Annotated in this window: 24 protein-coding genes and 1 pseudogene; 14 read left to right on the top strand and 11 right to left on the bottom strand. The window is 60.7% G+C overall.

Annotated elements, in window-relative coordinates; translation table 11 throughout:
- Positions 1–71: 71 nt before the first annotated feature.
- The 3 genes from shn_RS32015 (at position 72) to shn_RS32005 (ending at position 2,224) form a co-directional block, all read left to right on the top strand.
- Positions 72–581, top strand: coding sequence for a hypothetical protein (locus tag shn_RS32015; protein ID WP_064334533.1), 510 nt, complete (start codon positions 72–74; stop codon positions 579–581).
- 33 nt (positions 582–614) lie between these two features.
- Positions 615–932 carry a single-stranded DNA-binding protein gene (locus shn_RS32010; protein WP_064334505.1) on the top strand — a complete coding sequence of 106 codons (318 nt, stop codon included), beginning with the start codon at positions 615–617 and terminating at the stop codon, positions 930–932.
- Positions 933–1,366: 434 nt separating this feature from the next.
- Positions 1,367–2,224 carry a DUF932 domain-containing protein gene (locus shn_RS32005; RefSeq protein ID WP_064334504.1) on the top strand — a complete coding sequence of 286 codons (858 nt, stop codon included), beginning with the start codon at positions 1,367–1,369 and terminating at the stop codon, positions 2,222–2,224.
- A gap of 61 nt (positions 2,225–2,285) precedes the next feature.
- Here shn_RS32005 and istB read toward each other — a convergent pair whose 3' ends face one another.
- On the bottom strand, positions 2,286–3,041 hold the full coding sequence (istB, locus tag shn_RS32000; RefSeq protein WP_035089229.1) for an IS21-like element helper ATPase IstB: 756 nt from the start codon (positions 3,039–3,041) through the stop codon (positions 2,286–2,288).
- A gap of 14 nt (positions 3,042–3,055) precedes the next feature.
- The gene (gene istA, locus shn_RS31995) at positions 3,056–4,567 is read right to left on the bottom strand and encodes an IS21 family transposase (protein ID WP_371328596.1); all 1,512 of its coding nucleotides are present in this window, start codon (positions 4,565–4,567) and stop codon (positions 3,056–3,058) included.
- A 133-nt stretch (positions 4,568–4,700) separates the two neighbouring features.
- On the opposite strand from istA, the gene shn_RS36695 reads away from it, so the two are divergent.
- Complete coding sequence (locus tag shn_RS36695) at positions 4,701–4,844, top strand: hypothetical protein (RefSeq protein ID WP_168169012.1); 144 nt, start codon at positions 4,701–4,703, stop codon at positions 4,842–4,844.
- A 248-nt stretch (positions 4,845–5,092) separates the two neighbouring features.
- Here the strand turns inward: shn_RS36695 and shn_RS31990 are convergent.
- Positions 5,093–8,064: pseudogene (locus shn_RS31990) on the bottom strand (Tn3 family transposase).
- A 155-nt stretch (positions 8,065–8,219) separates the two neighbouring features.
- Here shn_RS31990 and shn_RS31985 point away from each other — a divergent pair.
- Complete coding sequence (locus shn_RS31985) at positions 8,220–8,807, top strand: recombinase family protein (protein ID WP_003501080.1); 588 nt, start codon at positions 8,220–8,222, stop codon at positions 8,805–8,807.
- A 36-nt stretch (positions 8,808–8,843) separates the two neighbouring features.
- Here shn_RS31985 and merA read toward each other — a convergent pair whose 3' ends face one another.
- From merA to shn_RS31970, 4 genes are read right to left on the bottom strand one after another with little or no spacing between them, the layout of a single operon-like run.
- A complete protein-coding gene (gene merA / locus shn_RS31980; protein ID WP_003501078.1) occupies positions 8,844–10,286 on the bottom strand; it encodes a mercury(II) reductase in 1,443 nt (480 codons plus the stop codon).
- The gene (locus shn_RS35485) at positions 10,287–10,544 is read right to left on the bottom strand and encodes a hypothetical protein (protein WP_023517539.1); all 258 of its coding nucleotides are present in this window, start codon (positions 10,542–10,544) and stop codon (positions 10,287–10,289) included. It lies immediately after the preceding gene.
- A gap of 11 nt (positions 10,545–10,555) precedes the next feature.
- Positions 10,556–10,843 carry a cation transporter gene (locus shn_RS31975; RefSeq protein ID WP_010661778.1) on the bottom strand — a complete coding sequence of 96 codons (288 nt, stop codon included), beginning with the start codon at positions 10,841–10,843 and terminating at the stop codon, positions 10,556–10,558.
- Between the two features lie 16 nt (positions 10,844–10,859).
- Positions 10,860–11,273, bottom strand: a complete 414-nt coding sequence (locus tag shn_RS31970; protein WP_003501072.1) for a mercuric transporter MerT family protein — start codon at positions 11,271–11,273, stop codon at positions 10,860–10,862.
- 98 nt (positions 11,274–11,371) lie between these two features.
- On the opposite strand from shn_RS31970, the gene shn_RS31965 reads away from it, so the two are divergent.
- The gene (locus shn_RS31965; protein WP_023517540.1) at positions 11,372–11,812 is read left to right on the top strand and encodes a helix-turn-helix domain-containing protein; all 441 of its coding nucleotides are present in this window, start codon (positions 11,372–11,374) and stop codon (positions 11,810–11,812) included.
- A gap of 35 nt (positions 11,813–11,847) precedes the next feature.
- On the opposite strand, the gene shn_RS31960 is transcribed toward shn_RS31965, so the two are convergent.
- On the bottom strand, positions 11,848–12,825 hold the full coding sequence (locus tag shn_RS31960) for an antitoxin Xre/MbcA/ParS toxin-binding domain-containing protein (protein ID WP_305849014.1): 978 nt from the start codon (positions 12,823–12,825) through the stop codon (positions 11,848–11,850).
- 335 nt (positions 12,826–13,160) lie between these two features.
- Between shn_RS31960 and shn_RS31955 the strand changes: the two genes are divergently transcribed.
- A complete protein-coding gene (locus shn_RS31955) occupies positions 13,161–13,394 on the top strand; it encodes a hypothetical protein (RefSeq protein WP_064334502.1) in 234 nt (77 codons plus the stop codon).
- Positions 13,395–13,436: 42 nt separating this feature from the next.
- On the opposite strand, the gene shn_RS31950 is transcribed toward shn_RS31955, so the two are convergent.
- Positions 13,437–13,739 (bottom strand): hypothetical protein, encoded by a 303-nt coding sequence (locus shn_RS31950; RefSeq protein WP_064334501.1) that lies wholly within the window; start codon positions 13,737–13,739, stop codon positions 13,437–13,439.
- A 504-nt stretch (positions 13,740–14,243) separates the two neighbouring features.
- Between shn_RS31950 and shn_RS31945 the strand changes: the two genes are divergently transcribed.
- From shn_RS31945 to shn_RS36690, 5 genes are all read left to right on the top strand, one after another.
- Positions 14,244–14,564, top strand: a complete 321-nt coding sequence (locus tag shn_RS31945; RefSeq protein ID WP_064334500.1) for a DUF736 family protein — start codon at positions 14,244–14,246, stop codon at positions 14,562–14,564.
- Between the two features lie 89 nt (positions 14,565–14,653).
- Positions 14,654–15,445: a hypothetical protein gene (locus shn_RS31940; RefSeq protein WP_064334532.1), complete on the top strand. Its 792-nt coding sequence runs from the start codon at positions 14,654–14,656 to the stop codon at positions 15,443–15,445.
- 31 nt (positions 15,446–15,476) lie between these two features.
- Positions 15,477–15,662 carry a hypothetical protein gene (locus shn_RS31935; protein WP_064334499.1) on the top strand — a complete coding sequence of 62 codons (186 nt, stop codon included), beginning with the start codon at positions 15,477–15,479 and terminating at the stop codon, positions 15,660–15,662.
- Positions 15,659–15,967: a hypothetical protein gene (locus shn_RS31930; RefSeq protein WP_064334498.1), complete on the top strand. Its 309-nt coding sequence runs from the start codon at positions 15,659–15,661 to the stop codon at positions 15,965–15,967. The genes shn_RS31935 and shn_RS31930 overlap by 4 nt, the downstream gene beginning before the upstream one ends.
- Before the next feature lie 418 nt (positions 15,968–16,385).
- Positions 16,386–16,529: a hypothetical protein gene (locus shn_RS36690; protein ID WP_168169011.1), complete on the top strand. Its 144-nt coding sequence runs from the start codon at positions 16,386–16,388 to the stop codon at positions 16,527–16,529.
- A gap of 594 nt (positions 16,530–17,123) precedes the next feature.
- On the opposite strand, the gene shn_RS37680 is transcribed toward shn_RS36690, so the two are convergent.
- Positions 17,124–17,408 (bottom strand): hypothetical protein, encoded by a 285-nt coding sequence (locus shn_RS37680; RefSeq protein WP_064334497.1) that lies wholly within the window; start codon positions 17,406–17,408, stop codon positions 17,124–17,126.
- A 435-nt stretch (positions 17,409–17,843) separates the two neighbouring features.
- Between shn_RS37680 and shn_RS31920 the strand changes: the two genes are divergently transcribed.
- Complete coding sequence (locus shn_RS31920) at positions 17,844–20,147, top strand: ParB N-terminal domain-containing protein (protein ID WP_245337542.1); 2,304 nt, start codon at positions 17,844–17,846, stop codon at positions 20,145–20,147.
- A 140-nt stretch (positions 20,148–20,287) separates the two neighbouring features.
- The gene (locus shn_RS31915; RefSeq protein WP_050746826.1) at positions 20,288–21,118 is read left to right on the top strand and encodes an N-6 DNA methylase; all 831 of its coding nucleotides are present in this window, start codon (positions 20,288–20,290) and stop codon (positions 21,116–21,118) included.
- 530 nt (positions 21,119–21,648) lie between these two features.
- On the opposite strand, the gene shn_RS31910 is transcribed toward shn_RS31915, so the two are convergent.
- Positions 21,649–22,671, bottom strand: a complete 1,023-nt coding sequence (locus shn_RS31910) for an IS110 family transposase (protein ID WP_050746837.1) — start codon at positions 22,669–22,671, stop codon at positions 21,649–21,651.
- Positions 22,672–22,835 lie beyond the last annotated feature (164 nt).

Raw genomic sequence — 22,835 nt, 5'->3', positions numbered from 1 at the left:
TCTTGCGTTTGCTCGGTGCCATAGGATAAACTATAGTTTACTCGTTCGTGTTTTTGATGAGAGAGTTGCCGATGTCAGCCAACGCCACGCCTGCCAACGTCATCGCCGGAATCCTTCTGGCGGCCGTCGTCCTGCCCACGCCCGCTACAGCGAGCGAATGGGGCTGCGAGGTTCTGTTGTGTGCTTCGTCTTCCAACCCGTCCTGGAGGGGCGTGCCCGCCTGCCATCCGCCGATGAACCGGCTGATCTCCGCGATGAAGAAACCGGGCTTCGACTGGCCGATCTGCCCGGAAGGAGGAACGAGAGAGCCGGGCTATCAGAGATATGCGGAGTGCCCGGAGGGCTATCAGGTCGGGAGCAGCAGGGACCGCAACGGCTTCGCCAGGGAAGGCGATCTGTGCGTCAAGACAGTCAACGTTTGCCAGGGCAATACGCACGGTCTCTATAACTCTGATCGGCAGCGGAGCTGCATACAAACGGTCTCCATGTCTCGACCGCTCAGGTCAGAGCCTTACTTCTTCGACATCAAGAATGACACCTCTGGCCAAACCGAGCGGCATTGGTTCGAGTTGCACAAATAACCGGATTTCAGCGGTTAAGGAAGGTTTAAATCCATGCGAACTGTCAACCGGCACACCCTGCTTGGCCACGTCGGCAACATTATAAAGCTCAAGAATGTGCTAAAGGTGAACATCGCCACCAATCGCGAATGGCAGGCCGACGGCGATCGAAAAACCGCCACCGACTGGGCACAGGTGACGATCCTCGACAGGAAGCAGGCCAAGTGGATCGAAGAAAATGTCGAGCCGGGCGATCTCGTCTATGTCGAGTCCCGGATCTCGAATTCCAGCTACGAGCGCGACGGGGAACAGGTTTACACCACCGACGTCATCGCGCAGCTCTTTAATCTCCTCTCGAAGAAACCATCCTGACCGCAATTTGTCGGCCACCGCCCGTTCCGGTCGGCCGCGCTCTATGCGAAGCACGAAGCCGGCCTTCGGCCGTCTCCGCCGATCCCGGTGACGATCGCTTGTCCAGTCGGTGGCTATGCCCCCGGCACTGAGGCCCGGCGACGGGCCGCATCACTGTTTCCGCCCATGACAGCGCCGGCCGTTCGGATCAAGGGGCAGGCGCGGCACAGCCGCTTGTCGCGCCGGCAAAAAAAACGGCTTTCCGCCTGCGGCCGAACCTTCCGTTTTTTCCCCGTCACGACCCCTTGACCCGACCGGCCGTCGCCGCAGGGCGGGCTTTCGCCCTCCCCGCTCCGTCCGGGGGAATGTCAGAGGCCATTCCCCCGGAAAGACCGGGGAGGCTTCGCCCAAGGGGGCTTCCCCTTCGGGAAACGGGGAAAAACAGGAGACAGACAATGAGCATCTACACCGAGACCGCCCGTTTCGACACCGGCCGCGCCTTGACCGAAACCGAAATGCGCCGCATCGCGCCGTCGATCTTTGCCGTGACCGCCCATGAGAGCCGGTCCGAGCGTTTCAAACCCATCCCGACCATCGAGGTGTTGCGCGGCCTCATGAACGAGGGATTCATGCCGGTCGGCGCCAAGCAGTCCCGCAGCCGCACCGAAGGCAAGGCCGATTTCACCAAGCACCTTATTCGAATGCGCCGTGTCGATGACGGCAAGGTCTATAATGTCGGCGATACCGTCTGCGAAATCCTCCTGAAGAACGCCAATGACGGCACCAGCGCCTACGAACTGATGGCCGGGCTTTTCCGGGTGCGGTGCCTCAATTCCCTCGTGACGCAGACCGGCACCATCGACGCCATCAAGGTCCGCCATTCCGGGGACGTGCAGCACAAGGTCATCGAGGGAACCTATCGCGTTCTCGGTGAGGCCGAACGCACCCTTGCCGCTCCGCAGGATTGGTCGACCATGCGCATGAACCCCGAGGAGGCGAGAATTCTGGCAGATGCCGCCCATGTTCTCCGCTTTGGAGACAATGAAGGCGAGACGACCACGCCGATCAAGCCGGAGCAGTTGCTTGTCCCGCGCCGTCACGACGACCGCGCCAGCGATCTGTGGACGACGTGGAACGTGGTGCAGGAGAACGCGATCAAGGGTGGTTTGCGCGGCGTCGGCCGCGACGATCTCGGCAGGCCGCGCCGTGCAACCTCCCGTGCCGTCATGCGTATTCCGATGATGCCGGACGGTTATTCCGACGCGAAGCCGGACAGGCATTCCAATTTGATGCCGGACACTGTTCCGATCTGAAGCCGGACGCGGCAAGTTGCCTTTGGGTCTGATTGATGATTGCCGTTGAGGCAGTGGTGGGTCAAGCGACGGTTGTGTCGGATATGGACACGGCGCGCTGTTTGCGCAGGCTCTCCCCAGATAATTCGATGCGATAGGCATTGTGCACGAGGCGGTCGAGAATGGCGTCGGCGATGGTGGCGTTGCCGATCATGTCATACCAGTGGTCGACGGGAATCTGGCTGGTGATGATGGTTGAGCGCCGCTCGTATCGATCCTCGACGATCTCCAGAAGATCACGGCGCTGTTCGTCGTTGAGCTTCTCCGGCCCCCAGTCATCGAGGATGAGCAGATCGGTTCTGGCCAGCGACTTGATCAGTCTGGTGTATCGTCCGTCCCCGCGGGCCAGCGCGAGGGCGGCGAAGAGCCGGGGAACGCGGTGGTAGGCGACGGAAAGATCCTCGCGGCAGGCCTTATGCCCGAGAGCACAGGCCAGCCAACTCTTCCCGACGCCGGCCGGCCCGATGAGGAGCAGGCTATGGTGCTGCCTGATCCAGTCGCAACCGGACAGCTTGAGGAAGAGATTGCGGTCGAGGCCGCGGGCAGCGCGGAAGTCGATGTTCTCGACCTGGGCGTCATGGCGCAATTTTGCGGCGCGCGCCCTGGCCTCGAAGCGCTTCTGGCGGCGCGTCGTCATCTCCCGCTCGAGCAGAAGGGTGAGCCACTCTCCATGCTGGAGGCTTTGGGCCTCCGGCTGCTGATCGAGTTCCTGGAAAGCGGACGCCATACCGGAAAGGCCGAGGGCGCGCAGGGTGTCGAGGGTGGGATTGGTCAGCATGGTCGATTGTCTCCTTAGTGAAAGTAGCCGGGGCCGCGAAGATTGGCGTGTTCGCCGACGGCGGCCGGTTCAGCGGAATGGCGGGGTGTTTTGTAGCTTTTGATGAGCGCGCCGATGCTTTTGCAGGTCAGCCCGCCGATCTCGACGGCGCGGGCCGAGACGGCCTCGGCCTGGGCGGCGCTGATGGCGCGGTAGAGCCCGAGAACCCCGAGGCAGGTTCGGAACCCCTGTTCTGGATGCGGCCGGCTGGCAAGGATCGCGACGATCAGGCCCTCGGTGTGCGGGCCGATCGATGCGGCCCAGCGTCGGAAGCGTTCCGGCGACCATTCGGCATATCGGCGATGCGAACTGGGCATGTGATCCGGATCGGTCCCGAAGCGTGAACCGCCGTATCGGCGCTGATGAGCCGCAATCCGCTGGCCTTTGAGGAATATCTCGATGGTGCGGCTCGTGGCCCTGACATCCACCTGCTGGCGGATAAGATGGTGGGGCACGGAATAGAAGTAACGCTCGAACTCGACATGGTAGTCCGTCGAGACCCGCGCCAGACGCCATTCGGCGAACTCGTAATCCTGCGCCGGAAGTGCTGCCAGCGCGGTGCGCTCCATCGCCTCGAACATGTCCCGGCGGCTTTGGCCGAGCCGGCGCATGACATGGGTGTTGATCCGCTCGACGGCTCCGACGATGGCGGCATTGGCCTCGGCCAGCGAGAAGAAGGTCTGGTTGCGCAAGCGGCCGAGAATGCAGGTTTGGGCGAAACGCACGCCACTTTCGACCTTTGCCTTGTCTTTGGGGCGCTTCGGGCGGGCAGGCAGAACGCCGACGCCATAATGCGCCGCCATCATGCCGTAGGTGCGGTTGATCTCGGGATCGTAGAAGCTGGCCTTGTTCACGCCGGACTTCAGATTGTCGGGAACGAGGAGCCGCGGGACGCCGCCGAAGAAGCGGAACATGCGCACATGCGAGCCGATCCAGTCCGGCAGGGCCTGGCTCCAGGTTACCTCCGCGAAGGTGTAGCTCGACGCACCCAGCACGCCGAGGAAGATCTCCGCCTCGCGGATCTCGCCGGTCTTGCCGTCGACGATCGGCAGCGTCTTGCCGGAATAGTCGACGAACACCTTGTCGCCGGCAACATGTTCCTGGCGCATCGTGGGCGAAAGCCGCTGCTCGAAACTGCGGAACAGCTCGCAGAACCGGCTGTAGCCGTAGCCATCAGGATGAATCGCGCGATATTCCTCCCAAAGGATCTGTAGGGTCACGGCCGGCTTCTTCAGCTCGACCGCCAGCGCGCTCCAATCGGGTTCCACCCGCCGGCGCAGGCCCTGCTTGACGCCCTGTCGGGAGAATAGCCGGCGCTCGATGACGTCGTCCGTCAGGTCTCCGGACAAGGGCCAGCTCAGTCCGGCCGCTCTCGCACGCTCAAGGTTATCCTGCACCGTGCTGCGGGCAAGCCCCAGCATCATGGCAATATCGCGCACGCTCACGTCGTCCGAGCAAAGCCGAAGCATTTGTCGTAGTTGTCTCATGGTCAGCCTTCTCTTCGCCGGCATCAGCATCTCCTCGTTCGTCACGAGGAAACACATGCCAAGGTTGCTGACCCAAAGGCATCGGTGGACCGCCTAAACTGTCCGGTTATTTATCGGAATCGCGTCCGGCTTCATGTCGGAATGGCGTCCGGTTTTTGATCGGAACACCGTCCGGTTAATTCCCGGAATCCGCACCGTCAACGGCATCGATCAGGATATCAAGCTCAACAAGGCCCTGTGGCTGCTCGGAGAAAGGATGGCCGCGCTGAAGGCGTAAGCATCGCATCTATTGTTGCTGAAGGGACGCCTGGCCGTAAGGTCGGGCGTCCCTTTGCATTTGCGAAACCGCGAGTTCGGTCAGCTCCGGTGGCCGTGTGCCTGCCCCTCGCCGCATCGAGCGGCGCGGTCCAGGACGAAGGGCGCCCCAAAGCCCCGCCCCTCGAACTCCCTTCCCGCCCATAGCTATTAGGGGTCAGAACAAGAGCTGCTCGAAATCGTACGCTAAGACCGAACGGAGCGGGAACGTCATGCAGCGCGGAGGATTCTTCCAGGAAGTCGCAATGGCCTGAAGCCTTCGGGCATCTGCTGCTCGGTGTCCCAGGAATAGATGCCGGTGAGATTTATGTGCTCCCAGCTGAGTGGCGAGACATGCTTGAGCAATATGTCGGGGATAGTTCGACCACTTTGACGCAGATGGGCTACGGCACGGCTGAGATAAACGGTATTCCAGTGGACGATGGCGCTGACGACAAGGTTGAGGCCCGAGGCACGGAATGCCTGACTTTCGAACGATCGGTCGCGGATTTCGCCGCGCTCATGGAAGAAAACGGCCCGCTTGAGCTTGTGGGCGGATTCTCCTTTGTTAAGACCGGCTTGACATCGCCGGCGAAGTGCCGGGTTGGAATACCATTCGATCATAAACAGGGATCGCTCGATGCGCCCGAGCTCACGCAGGGCTTTCGCCAACTGGCTCGGTTTCGAGGATGCCGCCAGCTTTTTGAGGATCATTGAGGGCGCAACAGAGCGTGTCGTGATTGATGCCGCCAGATGGAGAAGGTCATCCCAGTGTTCCAGAATGAGGGCGGTATTGATCGGCGCGCCGATATGGTTGGCCAGTGCTGGATATGAGTCGGCCTTTTCGAAAGTATGGAACTTCCGGTCCTTGAGATTGCGCAGCCGAGGCGCAAAACGCTTTCCGATCAGAGTGAAGAGGGCAAATACATGATCGCTCGCACCTCCGGTATCGGTAAAGTGCTCCTCGATCTCCAGGATGGTGTCGTGGTCGAACAGGCCGTCGAGAACATAGGCTGCCTCGCTCTCGGTCGGGCTGATCGGCAGAATGCTGAAATAGCCGTACTGATCGGAAAGGTGGCTGTAAAATTTCGAGCCTGGCTCGCTGCCATAATGCAGGTTGATATCACCGCGTTTGGCGGCACGATCACTGGCCCGGAAGAACTGACCATCAGATGATGCGGTCGTCCCTGTTCCCCAGAGCTGGGCGTGGGGATGACGCGCATGGGCGTCGGTCACACATGCCTGCGCTGCGCGATAGGTTTCCGTGCGGGCATGGAACATGCGCATCCATCCGATCTGATGGGCGCTGATCCCCTTGGAGGCTCCGGCCATACGTTTCGGGCCAAGATTGGTGGCGTCCGCGAGCGTGCCGGCGAGCATGGCCGGAATGTTTTGCGGTGAATCGCCCGTTCGAACATGGGTGAACTGGTCGGCAAAGCCGGTCCACTCATGCACGTCTCTTAAGAGATCCGGCACTTCGACAAGCGGATACATTTCGCTTCGATATTTAGTTCATCGGCTGCAGCGGGCACTTCGCTCGCCAGCGGTGTTACAATCAGGGTTCCGGCATCGAGACGGACGCCTTCAAGTTTGCCGTTGCGGGCGCGATGGGCGAGACGTTTCAGATTGAAGTCCAGCAATTGTTGCATTTCGGTGAGCCAAGCCACCCCGTCGCGCTGCACACCGAGCCCAAGCTGGTCAGTTTCCTTCAGCTTGGTAAAAGTAGGGCGGGGCATGAAATTTTCATTTATCGGCCGGAACGCCCTGCTGCCTTCGACCCAGATGTCGGCCGAACGAAGCCGCTCGCGCAACGCTGCCAGTGTTGCAATCTCATAGAGACGGCGATCGGCCTTTGCCTGCCCGAAGATCAGTTTACGCTCCGCCGCGCCGAGATGAGCGATCGGGACACGTTCGGGAAGCACGCGCCTTCCTTCCGCGTAAAGGGATCTGAGTGTTTCGATCGCTGCCAGCAAAGGATCATACCGACGACTTGAATGGAATGTGAAGGTCAGGAGGAACCGGCCTGCATAATTGCGAACATTGGCATATTGCTCAGCTGCAATAAGCAAGGGTGAGGCGTCATTGTCTTCCACCATCGCCGCAAGCGTCGGCTTTGCCTGCACCAAGCGATGCCAGCCGACGTGGCGGTCGAGCGTTTCAATTGCATCTTCATCATTGTCATTGGCGCACTGAAGAGCCGATATCGTGTCGAGAAACAGCCGTAGTGCCTTAGCCGTCTCCATCCGGGTGTTCACATGGCGCTGCTTCTTGCGGTTATTCGCCTGCGAAAACAGCCTGCCGATCAGCTTGATGAACATGGTGACTGCGGCGTCGGTGAGCTTTTGCCCAAGCTTGATGATCTGCGCGATGATCGTCGCGCGCCGCCGACTGGCGTTGAAGTCGGCGGCAAGCCATGCCGGTGTCACATCGCCCTCCCGGACCATCTGCTCCCAGCGACCGGAGTGGATGCGGGCTTGTAGTCGGGGATCGATATCGAGCGCGCGGATGAAAGCGATCCTGTCGGTCAGCGTGACCAGGTTGGTTGCTCCCGGAGCATCTGGCGCAGATCGCAGCCAATGGAATCGCGTCTGTCGTATCTCGGGATCAACCGTCAAAAGATCATCGAGGGATTGGAGCTTTTCGGCTGAAAGGCCCGATATCAGGGCAGCCTCGGCGCGACGGCGGGCTATTACGCGGCCGGCAAAGCCGATCCGCTCTATTGTGTCAGGTGCGGGAAGTAACACCTTCCGCTCCCGCAGCGTGGTGACAATAGCTTGGGCAATAGAATGGCCCTTGTCCGTTGCGGTCGCCGTTTCGACGGCGGATAGTAAGGCGGCGCGCCGGTCCTGTGCTGTTGCTGTTCGTTTTCCAAAATAGGAAAGCAAATGCGCGATATGCTCGCGGCGAGTTTCCTCCCGCCTGGCATAGGAACGGAAACTCTCCGGATCAGCATCCAATTGTTCGGCTATATAATTGAGCATCGCCCTCGGCGGAATTTCGTGCACCATGAGAGCCCGGCCCGGATGCCGCATCATGCAAAGCTGGACAGCAAAGCCGAGCTGGTTATGTTTTCGCCTGCGGACTTCGATCTCCAGCCGGTCCGATGGAGATAGAGTGTAGTGACGGATCAGACTATCCTCATCGGTCGGTACGCCGAACAGCTCCTGTTGATCCTGAATTTTGAGAAACTTCCGCCGCGCCATTTTTTACTCCATACAAACTTGCGTCGATGGTTCCGGGCATGTCCGGAAACGGTCGTTTGCGTACAGGCCTAAATCACCCTGTCCACAAATTATCTTGACTTATTTGTGGACAGGCATCACCTTTCGGACAACCTATTCGGACGAAATTGAACCTTATGCCACGCACCTTTGCCTATGTCCGTGTCTCCACGACCGGACAGACCACCGAAAACCAGATTCAGGAAATCGAAGCGGCCGGCTTCCACGTCGAGCCACGCCGTATAGTCACCGAGACCATCTCGGGCAGCGTCGCCATTGCGCAGCGCCGGGGTTTCTCGCGACTGATGGATAAACTCGAAGCCGGGGACGTGCTCATCGTCACCAAGCTCGATCGGCTCGGCCGAGATGCGATCGATGTCAGTACGACGGTCAGGAAACTGGAGGAGCTGGGCGTGCGGGTCCATTGTCTGGCCCTCGGCGGCGTCGATCTGGCGAGTTCCGCCGGGAAGATGACGATGAGCGTCATCAATGCCGTCGCTCAGTTCGAGCGTGATCTGCTGATCGAACGCACGCAGTCGGGCCTCAAACGAGCCAAGTCGGAAGGCAAGACCCTCGGCCGTCCCGCTCGGCTCAATGAGAAGCAGAAATTGGATGTTCTCTCGGATTTGGCGGGCGGGATGAGCGTTTCCGCACTCGCCAGAAAATTTGACACCAGCCGCCAGACCATCATGCGTGTCAGGATCGAGGGCGACCGCTCCGTTTAAGCCGTGACTTGAGTAGGCACCCGTTTCCCTTTCGCCTCACCCCGCGCAGCAGGACAGTTTTTTCACATCCCTGTCGAAGGTCTGAGCCGCAAGCTTCAAACCTTCGACAGTCGTCAGATATGGAAAGATCGTCTCCGAGAGATCATCGATCGTCAGGCCGCAGCGGATGGCCAAGGCTGCCGTCTGAATGCTGTCAGCACCCTCTGGTGCAAGGATGTGAGCGCCAAGGAGTTTCCGGGTTGACCCGTCGGCGACCAGCTTGATCAGGCCGCGCGTGTCGCGCGCCGCCAGCGCCCGCGGCACATTGTCGAGGGAAAGGACGGAGGTGCGAACCGAATGTCCGGCAGCCCGCGCCTGCGCTTCGGTCATGCCGACGCTCGCCACCTGCGGATCGGTAAAGACCACGGCGGGCATTGCGGTGTTGTCGTAACTCAGGCTGTTGCCGTTCAATGCGTTCTTGGCGGCGAGCTTTGCGCCATAGGCGGCCATGTAGACGAACTGATCTTTTCCGGTTACATCGCCGGCGGCATAGACGCCCGCCTTCGAGGTGCGCATGCGATCATCAACGATGATGGCCCCGGCCGGTGTCAGGTCTATACCGGTTTCAGCAAGCCCAAGGGCTTCAGTGTTCGAGCGGCGTCCCGTCGCCACAAGAATCCGCTCGGCAGTCAAGATTTCCGGACGTCCGTCCCGCGCGATGGCGAGGGCAACACCACCATCATCGGTCTTGCGGGCGGACTCGTAGGTAATGCCGCTGACGATTTTAATCCCCTCATCGGCCAGATAGGTGGCAAGCGCAGCGCCGATTTCGGGTTCAGCCTCCGGCAGAAGCCGGCTGCGGAACACGAGTGTCACTTCGACACCGGCCCGTGCGAAAGTCTGGGCAAGCTCCACGCCGATGTAGCCGCCGCCAAGCACTATCATCGAGCGTGGCAGCTCGGTCAGGGCGAGCGCTGTCGTGCTGTCGAGCGGCGATACGTCAGCGATCCCCGGAATCCCCGGCAACGCCGGACGCGCACCGGTGGTGATGATAATTCGCTCGGAGCCGATGTGCTGGCCCGCGACCTGGACACCGCCGTCAACGAGGCGGGCCGGACCTTCGTGGTAGACCACATTGTTGTACTCCGGCAGCAGATCAGCGTATTTCGCCTGTCGCAGACCGGCAACCAAAGCGTCTTTCTGGGCGATCTGAGCGGCCCAATCAACCACGCGCGCGCCGCTTTCGATCCCATCAAACCGGGCAGCCGCATCGTTGGCGTGACGTACAGCCTCCGTGGCCCGGATCAGGGCTTTCGAGGGCACGCAGCCGATGTTGACGCATGTACCGCCGATCGTGCCATGCCCGACAAGAGCCACTTGGGCGCCTAGTTCGGCGGCCGTGATCGCGGCGGAGAAACCGGCCGAGCCAGCTCCGACGACCACAAGATCATAACGGCCGTTGCCTTTGTTGGAAGTTGGAACGTCGCAAGCTTCACACATTCAATTCACCTTTGTTGTCTTGTTATTCATCGAGCAGCAATTGGCATCCGCTGATGAGGCGGAACGCCGACGCCGGTAAAGATAAAGTGCGGACGCCCCAATCGCGGCGAGAGCGATCGGGATCAGCACATAGCCGGCCGCTGCGAACCATGCGGAAAAGCCAAAAGAGCCAGCGGCGACCAAAAGAAATGGCGCGGCGCAACAGATGACGGCGAGAAACCCGACTTCGCCAAGGCCGATGAACTTTCCATCTGTCATGCTGAACCTCCTTACTGCGAAACGCCGGACGGATAGCCAGCATTGGTGGTTGCGGTGATCAGCGCGGCGACATTCGTCTGGCTGTCGTCAAAGCGCACCTTCGCGATCGCCGCGCCGGTCGCCTCCGATACATCAACATCGAGCACGCCTGGAACGTTGCTGAGCGCCCGCTTCACAATCGGGCCGCAGAGTTCGCAGGTGGCATTGGCAACATTCAAGGTTACGGTCTGCTCGGCGGCAAAAGCGTGACCACCCGTCAGCAGGGACGCAGTAAGGGCAATGAGGGGCAGGATTTTCATGAGATTCTCCTTGGGATTAAGCATCGAGGACAAGGCGGGCGGCGTAGGGAAAGCCCACGGCGATAATGATCAAGACAGTTGCGACCCAAAGGCCGATCTTGGCGTTCCGATGGGATGATGGACGCGCGCAGTAGGAACCCTCGGCGCATTCAGCCGCCTTCGGCCTGCGATAGACGAGATAGAAACCGTAGCCGAGGCAGGCGAGCGCGATCGTGATAAACACAGGCTGGTAGGGTTCGAACGCGGTCAAATTGCCGATCCACGCGCCGCTGATGCCAGCGAAGAACAAGGCAAAGGGCAGCACGCAACAGGTTGCTGCGCCCAGTGCCGCAACGATGCCGCCGACCGACAGCAATGCTGCCCGATCAAAACCCTTTTCGGCTGGCTCTGTGACTGTATTTGCCAGCGTCCGTGTTTCATCCTGCATCATCGTTCACATGCTCCCGCAATTGATCTATCGTGACCCTAGTGCCTGTAGCGACTACAGGGTCAAGCGAGAAATTTTCACGGATTTGTGCGAGCTATGTGATGACACAGAATGATGAATTTTCGATCGGCGTGCTGTCCGAGCGCAGCGGCGTCAACATAGAGACGATCCGCTATTACGAGAAAATCGGCGTCATGCCGAAGCCCGCCCGCAGCGCAGCGGGTTATCGTATCTACACAACTGAACACGCAAGGCGGCTGCATTTCGTGCGGCGCGGCCGTGAACTCGGCTTCAGCCTGGACGAGTTGCGCGGCCTGCTTCGCCTGGTCGATGGGCATACCTACACCTGCCGGGAGGTCCATGCGCTCACCATCGAACATTTGAAAGATATCCGTCAGAAAATCGCCGATCTGCGGCGTCTGGAGCGGGCCATGTCGAATATGGCGGCGCAATGCACCGGCGATCAGGTTCCAGAATGTCCGGTCATAGATGCCCTTTTTGAAATGCGGTCAATCAAGCGTTCCCGCTCCGTTCAAGCTTAGCGTACGATTTCGAGCAGCTCTTGTTCTGACCCCTATTAGGATTTCGAGGACAAACCGTCCCGATCGCCCACCTTGTCGAGCTGGCCGCGAATATAGGCGTCGATGTAGTCGAAGACTTCCACCGCGCCAGCATCCGTCTCAATCAGGTCGATCGGCCGCCGACCGCCGAGATGGGCGTTTGCTTGGCGCGCCCATTTCAGGATTTCGCCATCGGTGCGCAGCACCGGGCGGGCCATGTCCAGCATTGTCGCGAGATGGTGCGGCTTCGCATACCATGAATGCGGCTTTATGCTCGCACGGCGTCGGCCAGGGACGACATCCGGCAGTTGCGACGCGCGCAGTTCGTCCTCCGTGATATGCCGCCGGACCCAATGGGCCAGCTTTGCCAGCGAGACATTGGCTTCCCGCTCGAGGTCGCCACCAGCGCCAACCTTGCGGGTCGGTATAACCAGGCCGCGGACAATTTGCGGGCAACGCGCCTCCAGCATTTCCAGGGCCGGCGCAAGGTCCGTATCGTTGGTGACGAGCACCACCTGGTCGATCTCTCCGCTCAGGGCGTCATCATAAAGCTGGAGCGCCAGATTCACATCCGACTGCTTCTCCTCCAGCTTCCAGACCTGGATCTTGTCGCAATCGCGCGGCCACCGTTTCGGGTCGTCGGCTGGAACAATATGCTGGTTGGCCTTGTAGAGGGAATAGTGACCCATCACGAAAGAAAGCCGGCCGCCGCAATGCGACGTCAGCGCATTGTGATAGTGGGCCTGCGACGAGACCGAATCCTCGCCCTTGGAAGCACTCTCGATGATCTTGGCGGTGAAATACTTGATCGCGCAGTCCGGATGCAGGGCCATTGTTGCCGGATCGGCTTCCGGCGCCGCGCGATAGAGGATTGTCGGCAGAATTTGCGTCTCGAACAGGCCCAGGACGTCAAGCCATTTGAACGCCGTCTTGCGCAGGCAGCCGTAATAAAGATTGTAGCCGTCGATATAGACGCGTGTTCTTAACGCCGGCACTCCTTGCCCCCAAGACATAAAAAAACCGGCTTGCGCCGGCTTTTTCCCCCAACCGCCCGGAGCCCATGTCTCTCAGGATGCTGGGTTAGTTGTTAGCTCTCAACATAGTGTCATGGGCCTCGCTCGTCAACCGGTTCTGACCGTCGCCCATGCGTTTGAACCAGCGATTTCGCCGTAATTTCTCGTAAAATAGGCATTTTACAATCAATCTGCAAGCAGTCACCAACTGCCCTGGTCATGGTCGAGAGCCGGAGAATAGGTCAGCGGCGGTTGCGGTCCGTCCGGATGCCGTTGAGCGGGCGTAATCTTACGCTCTATCTTTTGGAGCCTCGACCATGCGTCTTGAAGTGCTCGTAGCCGGCCTGATCATGGCCTTGATCGCCCACAACTGCAAATGCCGAAATCGCGGCGTCTTGTTCAAACGCGGCGAGACATCCTGCCTTCGTGTCGACGGCGGCTCCTATCTCGCGCGCTGCGAGATGAAGCTGAACGTCTCGTCCTGGACCAGGATTCAGGATGGTTGCCCATTGACCAAACGGGTGCTGCCGAGAACGACGCTCGTCAACTAATCGCTGCACCAGGCGGCGTCGGATGCGTTGTGTAGGGCGAAACTAGCCCTCACCGATCGTCTCGATGACCGCGTGGTCCTTGACGATGGCGGCAAAACCATCGTTCAGCAAAGCCATGACCGCCGCGGCCGTCATCGGGACGGTTTCGATCCTTTCCAGGCAAAGCGGGCTATCGTTGGGATCGCGACCGGCGAGCAGATCAGCACGCAATTCCAGCAACGCCTGTTTCGCCATGTCCCTGTCATCGTAGAAATAGGGCGGTACGGAAGGGTCGTCCCAGCAATGTTCACCAGGGCGCGATTTGCCGGTCACGGTATAGAGGATAAGGGTTGGCGCCGTCTCCATTGCAGTCCTCCTTCAGGGTGAATCCCTGTCGTATCGGAGCCTAGCTGCAGGATCGTCGCCGGCAACTCGCAGAAATGCTAGTTGGGCCACCGCCCGTTCCGGTCGGCCGCGCTCTATGCGAAGCACGGAGCCAGCCTGCGGCCGTCTCCGCCGATCCCGGTGACGATCGCTTGTCCGGTCGGTGGCTATGCCCCCGGCACTGAGGCCCGTCGCCGGGCCGCATTTCTGTTTCCGCCCCATGACAGCGCCGGCCGTTCGGATCAAGGGGCAGGCGCGGCACAGCCGCTTGTCGCGCCGGCAAAAAAACGGCTTTCCGCCTGCGGCCGAACCTTCCGTTTTTTCCCCGTCACGACCCCTTGACCCGACCGGCCGTCGCCGCAGGGCGGGCTTTCGCCCTCCCCGCTCCGTCCGGGGGAATGTCAGAGGCCATTCCCCCGGAAAGACCGGGGAGGCTTCGCCCAAGGGGGCTTCCCCTTCGGGAAACGTAAACTCAGGAGACAGACCATGACCGAACTCGCAAACTTCATCCGCATCAACGAAGACAACACGATCAGCGGCAACATTGCCTCGATCTCTTACGACCTCGATATCACCGGCGAGGCCTTCACCAGCACCAACGCAAAAGCGCCGGTCTACCGCCTTTTTGCCAAGTCCCCGCGTGGTCGGCGCATCGAAGTCGGCGGCATCTGGCAGAAGAAGAACCAGACCGGCGGCGACTATCTCAGCCTCTCCGTGAACACCGGCCATGGGCGGCTCAATGCAAATCTTGGCCGCTTTCCCGGTCAGGACGACGAAGACCTGATGGCGGTGATTCCGTGGGACTGATGGCGCGACCGAAACATCTGATGACCGAGGGGGATCGTTCCCCTTCGGCGTACTCGGAAACCTTCGACGACAATTTCAAGGATATCATCATGGATGCCCCCAACATCGACACGCTCGGCGTTGCGCTGGTGGAGAAGGGCTTCGCGCCCAACCTCGCCCTTCTCGACATCAACAATTCCCTGTCGGTCCCGCAAAGTTTCGACATGCCAGCGCCGTGGAGCCTGCCGTCGCGCATGTTCCGCTTTCCAATCGAGGTTTGCCGCCCCGATGACGATCAGCCGCGCACCCTCGGCCTTCGCCATCCCCTCTTGGCCGATCATCCCTACGTTCGGCATGTTGAGACCCGGCTGGGTTTCGAGATCGCGCGCAGCGGCGCGCCGAACCGTCACGGCTATTCCACTGCGCCGACCGCCCGCTGGTGGCATGCAGTCGATCTGGTCATGGCGGGGAAATGGCGCGAATTGCTGGAAACGCGAGAATTTACCGAGCGGGACTGCATCATGCGGGCCGTCGCCTTCGGATGCCGCTATTCCCATCACGAGGACAAGAAGGCATCCGACTATCTCTCCGTCCCAGACGCCCGAAAGGTCATGGATGCAGTCGGTTCGAAAGAACCCGGCGAACGCAGCGCGACGATCCGCACCTTCTCGGCCCCGAGCCTTTGCCGTCAGGAAAAGGGCGCGGAGCATTGGCCGATCAATACCGGCCGCCTGTCGGCCGAGGCCGTGGCATGGGGAATGATTTTCGGCATTGAGGATGGCTGGTTTCGCCATGACCGCGCCGGTTTCCTTCAATGGTCCGAGCTGGGGCGCGAGCGCTATGCAGCAGGCGATAGCGCCTCATATGTGCAGGCAAGCGGTCAAGCCGCCTTCGCCTTCTAGGCACTGGTCCAAGCGAGAAAGGAAAACCCCCATGGGTAAGCAGACCGTTACCATTATCCAGACATTCCGCACCGAACGCCGGATCACCGTGGAGGTCAATGCGGAAGATCACGAAAGCGTCATCGAGAAATTCGAGAGTGGCAGCGCCGAGGTTCCTGTCTTTGACGATCCGAGGTGGAAAACCGAATGGAATTTGCAAAGCGAGGATTACGAATGAGCCGCTATACGATCACCCTCCTGAAAGGCGAGAGAACGGACGACGAGGCTGTCATCGGATTCGACCCGCCGTTGCGCACCTTTTTCCTTCAGGGCTTCGACACGGACGACGATTTCGGCTCGCCGGAAATCTGGCTCGGCACGCTCTTGGAGGAATTCCCGACCTTGGAAGGGGTCATCGAGGCGGCGCGCCGGCAAGGCTACGTGGTTCGCGGCCTTGAGCGCGCCGACATGATTGCGCTTTTGGCGGAGGCGGGTCACGACTATGAGCCTTCCATCGCCGAGAAACTTGGTTTCATCCTGTAGTTCCCCTCTGCCCCGCCATCATCTCGGAGGGGCAGGACCGCTTTTGACCGATGGCGCCCGCATCGAGCGGGCGCGCATCGATTGGGGGGAGCCCTCGCCCCTCCCCTCGCTCTCCCCTTCCCGCCCAAGCCTCGCAAATCGGCCATGCCTGGCTAGATGCGGGGGGTTCCGGATTCTGGTACAGGGCTAGCTAGAGTCGATTGCGCCTCTCGGCGGACCGCGCAGCTACATGAGTTTAAGCGGACGGGCCGAATCTTAAAAATAGATTCGTTTTGACCCAAAGACTTACGCTATCCGGTCTAGACCGATTTGCGGCGCCGAGCGCGCACACCCCCTTGGCGAGCCTCTGTGGTGTGATATTTTGCGCAGCAAGCAGTCCGGTTCTTTCACGTTTTCTTTTGGTGAAAGGACCAACACGATGAAGCCCCTCAACAAGCTCAATCTCGAAGTCGTCGGCATCAGCGTTGGTGCTGAGGGCTACTTCGCCATCTCCGCCGTTCTCTTGACCTTTCTTTTGGCAGCGGCGGGCTTTTTGGCGGGCCGTAAGCTTGGCTGGTGGTGATGGTTTCCCGCTACCGGAAATCAAAGAGCAGCTTGTCCGCGCTCTTTTCTTTCTGCCTGTTTCCCGATGATGATGCCCGTTTTCCAGCCGCAGCGCCGTGAGGACGGCGCGGCCGCGGCCGCAGCGAGCCGCAGGCGAGCGGAGCAGGCGGAGGAAACCCGCGCTCCCCAATAGCGCCGTAGGGTTTTCCGGAGCCTCGTGGGAAACGGGCGGTTTTCCATGATGGTGATTTTCTTCGGTATCCTGGTGGACCACTGCCCGTTCCGGTTGGGCGCGCTCTATGCGAAGCACCGAGCCAGACTTCTACAGTCTCCGCCGTTTGCCTGTCCCTTGCCGCATCGAGCGGCGCGGGACAGGCGAGGGGTGCCCCGAAGCCCCACCCCTCGAACACCCCTGCCCGCCCAAGAAAAAGCGGAGCGCTGCGAGCGGGCGCAGTCGGTCCCGGCTCGCCCTGCGGGCCGCTATGCTGAGCCTCCTGCGGCTGCGCTCCGTCCGCTCTCGCGCGACGAGAATTCCCGAAATCCCGCCCAAGGGCGGCGCGATGCCACCTCCGATGCTCTTCATCGTCAGAGGACAGCGCCTGCTCGTTTCACATCACGGCGGCGCGTCCCGCGCGCTACGCGCCCCTCCCCCGGCGCGGCGTCGCTGCGCTACGCCCGCCCGCCCGCCCACAAAGCCACTCGATTTGCGCCATGGAAAGCGTCTGGCCGTAGCAGCCGCGTTCTTGTAGGTTGCCTTTGCCGCGATCTCGTCGTGATACAGTTGCGACAGGTCCAGCTTTTGCGGCACGACGCTTCGGTCGGGACAAATCTGCTTGACCTCATGGATCGACACTACGTTCTTGACGCCGGCGGCTTTGGCGTCCCTCGGACAGACCATGACGGCTATGCGGCCGGTTCTCGCAAACGGCACAACACCGAACGGGCGACCGCGCTCCCCCTTGTTGCTCCACCGAGGTAAAACCAACGAAATCAAGATGATTTGTTCGATATCGTCAAGTTATCGCAGGGTCGGCTCCGCCGGAAATATGGGCGAGCAAAGTCTACCCATGCACAGTGAGGCATATAGGAATAATTGCTCGGAATGAGTTTATGTTCCTTATTTGTTCTTATTCCGATTTGGAGTCAATCTGTCTCGTATCGAGCATTGTGGATGGGAGGGGCCACCGCCCGTTCCGGTCGGCCGCGCTCTATGCGAAGCACGGAGCCAGCCTGCGGCCGTCTCCGCCGATCCCGGTAACGATCGCTTGTCCAGTCGGTGGCTATGCCCCCGGCACTGAGGCCCGCCGCCGGGCCGCATTTCTGTTTCCGCCCCATGACAGCGCCGGCCGTTCGGATCAAGGGGCAGGCGCGGCACAGCCGCTTGTCGCGCCGGCAAAAAAACGGCTTTCCGCCTGCGGCCGAACCTTCCGTTTTTTCCCCGTCACGACCCCTTGACCCGACCGGCCGTCGCCGCAGGGCGGGCTTTCGCCCTCCCCGCTCCGTCCGGGGGAATGTCAGAGGCCATTCCCCCGGAAAGACCGGGGAGGCTTCGCCCAAGGGGGCTTCCCCTTCGGGAAACGGGAAACCAAGGAGACCGACAATGACCGATATCAATGCAGGAACCGAAACCATCATGGTGGCGCTGAACAAGCTCGACCGCGACCCCCTGAACGTGCGCAAGAGCTATAGCAAGGAAGGCATCGAGGAGTTGGCCGCGACCATTCGCGGTGACGGCTACCGCATTCTGCAGAACCTCATCGTCCGCAAAGGTGACAAACGGGGTCGCTTCTTTGTGACAGCCGGCGGTCGGCGCCATGCCGCGCTCGACCTTCTGGCGGAGTTGGGCGAGATTGCGAAGGATTTCGCGGTCGAATGCAAGGAGCGCAGCGCCGCCGAGGCGACCGAAATCAGCCTCATCGAAAACATGCAGCGGGAAGCCATGCACCCGGTCGATGAATACGAGGCGTTCCGCGTCATGGCCGACGCCGGGAAGTCCGTCGAGGATATCGCCGCCCGTTTCGGCACCACCGAGGTCATGGTGCGCAAGCGCCTCGCCCTGGGCCGTGTCGCCCCTGCCCTGCTCGATCTTTACCGCAACGAGAATATCAGCTTCCAGCAGCTTTCGGCCTTCACCGTGTCCGACGATCACGAAAGGCAGGTGGAAGTCTGGAATAGTTTGCCATCGTGGAATTGCGATCACCGCGCCATTCGTACTGCCCTGCAAGGCGAAGCCGTAAAGGCCACGGACAAGCGCATGAAATTCATCGGCGGGCTCGACGCCTATGAAGCCGCTGGTGGAGCCGTCAAGCGCGATCTCTTCGATGAGCAGAACGGCGGCTATGCGCTCGACGTCGCTCTTGTCGAAAAGCTTGTCGGCGACCGGCTTGAAGCCGAGGCCGGAACAGTTCGCGGGGAAGGCTGGAAATGGGTGGAGGTCGTGCCGGTCATCCCGGACGAAGCCCATCGCATGCACCGGGTTTATCCCACCGACGTTCCGTTGACGGACGAGGAACAGGCCGAGGAGGAACGGCTGGAACACGAACATGACGAGCTGGCGGAGCAGATCGAGGCAGGGGTGGCCGACGGCGGGGCCGAGCCGCGCATCGAAGCCATTCGGGCGAGGCTGGCGGTTCTATCGACGGCGCAGGAAGCCTACGCCCCGGAGGACATCGCCAAGGCCGGTTGCTATGTCACGATGGACTATTACGGCAATGTCGAAATCGAGCGCGGTCTTGTCCGGCCTGATGATGAAGTCGAGGCCGGAGACGAGGGGGAAGACGGCGACGAAAGCGCCGAAGGCGATAACGAGGAGACGGAAGCAGGTGAGATGACGGTTGCGCAGCAGCCCGAACAGCGCGCCGAACCGACGTTCAAAATTCCCGCCCTGCTTGTGCAGGAGCTTACGGCGCAGAAGACCGCCGCCATCCGGGCCGAGCTTGCGCATAATCCGGACGTTGCCCTCGCCGCCGTGGTGCATGCCATGCTGGTGAACCTCTTCGGCAACTACGGCGGCAACGAGTACACGTCCCTTGAGGTAACGGTGAAATGCGAACGGCTGGAAAACAGCATCGCCAATCCAGCGGAGTGCAAGGGCATCGTGGCGCTGGACGAACTCAAGGAAAACTACGGGCATACCATTCCGGGCAAGCCGAGCGATCTTCTGGAATGGTGCCTTGAGCAGCCGACGTCAACGCTTCTCGACCTCCTGGCCTATGCGGCGGCAAAGTCCGTCAATGCCGTGCAACACCCGCACTATGAGCGGAAGTCGCAGCGCGCCCATGCCGAACGGCTGGCACAGGCCCTCAAGATCGACATGACGCAGTGGTACGAACCGACCGGCGAAAACTACTTTGGCCGGATCAGCAAGGCGGGGATCAAGCAGGCGGTCACCGAAGCCGCTGGCGAGGATTTCGCGCTCGGCGTTCCCGGCATGGAGAAGGCGAAAGCCGTGGAATATGCCGAACGGAAGATCACCGGAACCGGATGGCTGCCCGCGCCGGTGCGGATTGCTCTCACCGCCGAGCAGGAGCGCGAGCGGATGGCGGAGGCCGATGGCGAAGATGACGGCGTTTGCCCGTTCGACATCGAGGACAAGCCGAACGCCGAACACCAGCAGTTCCCCGAAGCAGCCGAGTAATCGGTTGCGGCAGGTCGCGCCAGTCTCCGGCGCGGCCTGTTCCCCCCGCTGAATTCCCAAAACCAGCCGCGATGAGACGCCGGGATCGCCCCGGCGATTGGCGAACTGCGCCCTGCGGCCCGGCCCGGACAGGTGATCCTATGACCTCCCCCCGTCTCAATTCCATCGTCAAGCTGTTTGAAACCTGCCGATATAAGCATGATCTCTACACCGTCTTTGGCGACTGGTGCGAATGCTCCGCCATATCCATGAGCAATGCCGTCGATCTGGTGAATTTTGAGAAGCGCGAAGCGCGTTATCTTGAAATCGCTCGAAAATACGGGAGCGAAACTATGGCGACATTCTCGAAGATATTCGGTGAGGTGGTCATGGCGCTGGAGGAAAAGCCGCAGGACATCCTGGGCATGACGTTCCATGCCCTCGAATTGCACAACAAGGAGAGGGGGCAATTCTTCACGCCCTATCCCATCTGCCAGTTGATGGCCCGCATCATCGCCGGGGGGGCCGAGGATATGCAGCAGGCGATTGCCAAGCGCGGCTTCATGCTTGCGCAGGAACCCGCCGTTGGCAGCGGAGCGATGATCATTGCGCTTGCCGAGGCCATCCTTGAAGCGGGCTTCAACTACCAGCAGCTTCTCCATGTGACCGCCGTGGACATCGACCCGCGCGCCGTCCACATGGCCTATATCCAGTTTTCGCTCCTGCATATTCCGGCGACCGTCATCGTGGGCGACAGCCTGGCAATGCGGTTTCGGGAGGAATGGCACACGATGGCCCATGTCATGGGCGGGTGGTCTGCCAAGTTGCGGCGCGCAAGAGAAAACGCCGGGGCAGGGGAAGGGCAACCGGAGGCGGCTCCTCCTGTTGCTGTGCCGCGCAGGGCTGCGGTGGTCGCGGGTGGTTCCGCCGCACCGAAGCAAGCGACATCCGCGCCGGTCATTGAGAGGAATGGGCAACTGCGCCTGTTCTAAATTGCAGGGTACAGGCTAGAAGCTCCGACCGGATTGACCGGCCAGAGCTTCTTTGAGAGGGGGGCTGGCCGGCCCCTCTCAATCTCTCCCCCATGAGGGGGCACGGCACAGCCCCGCCCCCTTCAAACCCCCACCCATGAAGGGGGTGGACCACCCCCTCCAAACCTCCCCGGCCCATGCGGTCGCGGCCCCTGATCGGGGCCGCGGGCTCATCTCTCACTCTGAATTCCTAGTGTCGCATTCGCCCCTGCGCCGTAAAGGACGGGCGGTTCCCCCATGTGTGGACGGCCCGTGGAATGCAAGACTTTTGCTTGTAAGCGACCAATTAGGTTCAGTCATGTGTCCGGCCTATAATCGTGGCATCAACGCCACTGGCCCTGATGAGATCCGCAGACGGAGAGCCAATCAAATTGTCGCGCTCGAGGCGCTGGGGGAACCCCGGCTTTCCTCCGTCCCCGGTCTAACCGGTTCGCCATCAAACTAAGTCCTTCACTCCTCCATCCGGCCACACTTGGGCCGAATGGATCTTTTCAGGCGGTGGCAAAACGATAGTTTTCCCTCCGCCTGAGTATTGCCCACGCGATGCGTGCGGTTTTGTTTGCGATCGCTACCGAAACCAGCTTGGCGGGCTTGCGATCTAACAAGCGAGCGATCCAGGGAAATGACGCAGCGTCAAGACGGGCTCTGCGCACGACGGCGGTGGCGCCGACTACCAGCAACCGTCGGATCGTGCGATCGCCTTGTTTGCTTATCCGGCCAAGCCTCTCCTTCCCACCGCTACTGTTTTGTCGTGGGGTCAATCCAAGCCAGGCTGCGAACTGACGGCCAGATTTGAACTCGGTGGCGTCACCGACCGAAGCTGCGATCGCCGCTGCCGTTAGGAAACCGACGCCGGGAATGGTCATCAAACGCCGGGCAGCCGCTTCGTTGCGGCACCACCGCAATATAATCCTATCGAGTTCAGCGATCTTGTGGGTCAGCTCCTCCAATTGCTTCCTTATGTGTTCGAACGGTTGCCAGGAGGGCTCTGGAAGGAATTCCTGGGCAGCGCTCAGCGCTTCAATTGCCGCTCTCAAGCCTAATCTTCCTTGCGACGTGACAATCCCGAATTCCGCGAGATGCCCACGCAAGGCGTTGATAAGAGCGGTCCGCTGCCGCACCAGCAGATCCCGCGTCTTATGCTGCATCAGGAGTGCCTGACGCTCACAGCTCTTCACGGGAACGAAACGCATCGTGGGACGAGTCACGGCTTCGCAAATGGCCTCGGCATCCGCCGCATCATTCTTGCCGCGCTTGACGTAGGGCTTCACATAAGCTGGCGGCATTAGCTTGACCTCGAAGCCCAGGCGGACGAGCTCACGTGCCCAATAGTGTGACGTCGAACATGCTTCCATGCCGACAAGGCAGCGGGGCAGGTGCTCGAAGAATTGTAGAAGCTGATTCCGGCGGAGCTGGCGACGGATGATGACATCGCCGGCTTCATCGACAGCATGTAGCTGGAAAACATTCTTGGCCAGATCGAGGCCGATAACACTTATCTTCTCAAAAGCCATGACGTGGTTCCTTGTCCGAATTGTGCCGACTGAGAATAGCACCTTTGCGCTGAGGTCTCGGAGGGCCGTCCACATCATCAAAATGCTGACGCATTTCGGCTCCCCCACCCGCCGCCTCCGGCGGTCGCTGCGCGCTCCTTGACTGCTTGGGTCGCCAATGCGGT

Source organism: Shinella sp. HZN7 (genome assembly GCF_001652565.1).
GTDB lineage: Bacteria > Pseudomonadota > Alphaproteobacteria > Rhizobiales > Rhizobiaceae > Shinella > Shinella granuli.
This window is presented reverse-complemented; position numbering and strand designations above follow the sequence as displayed.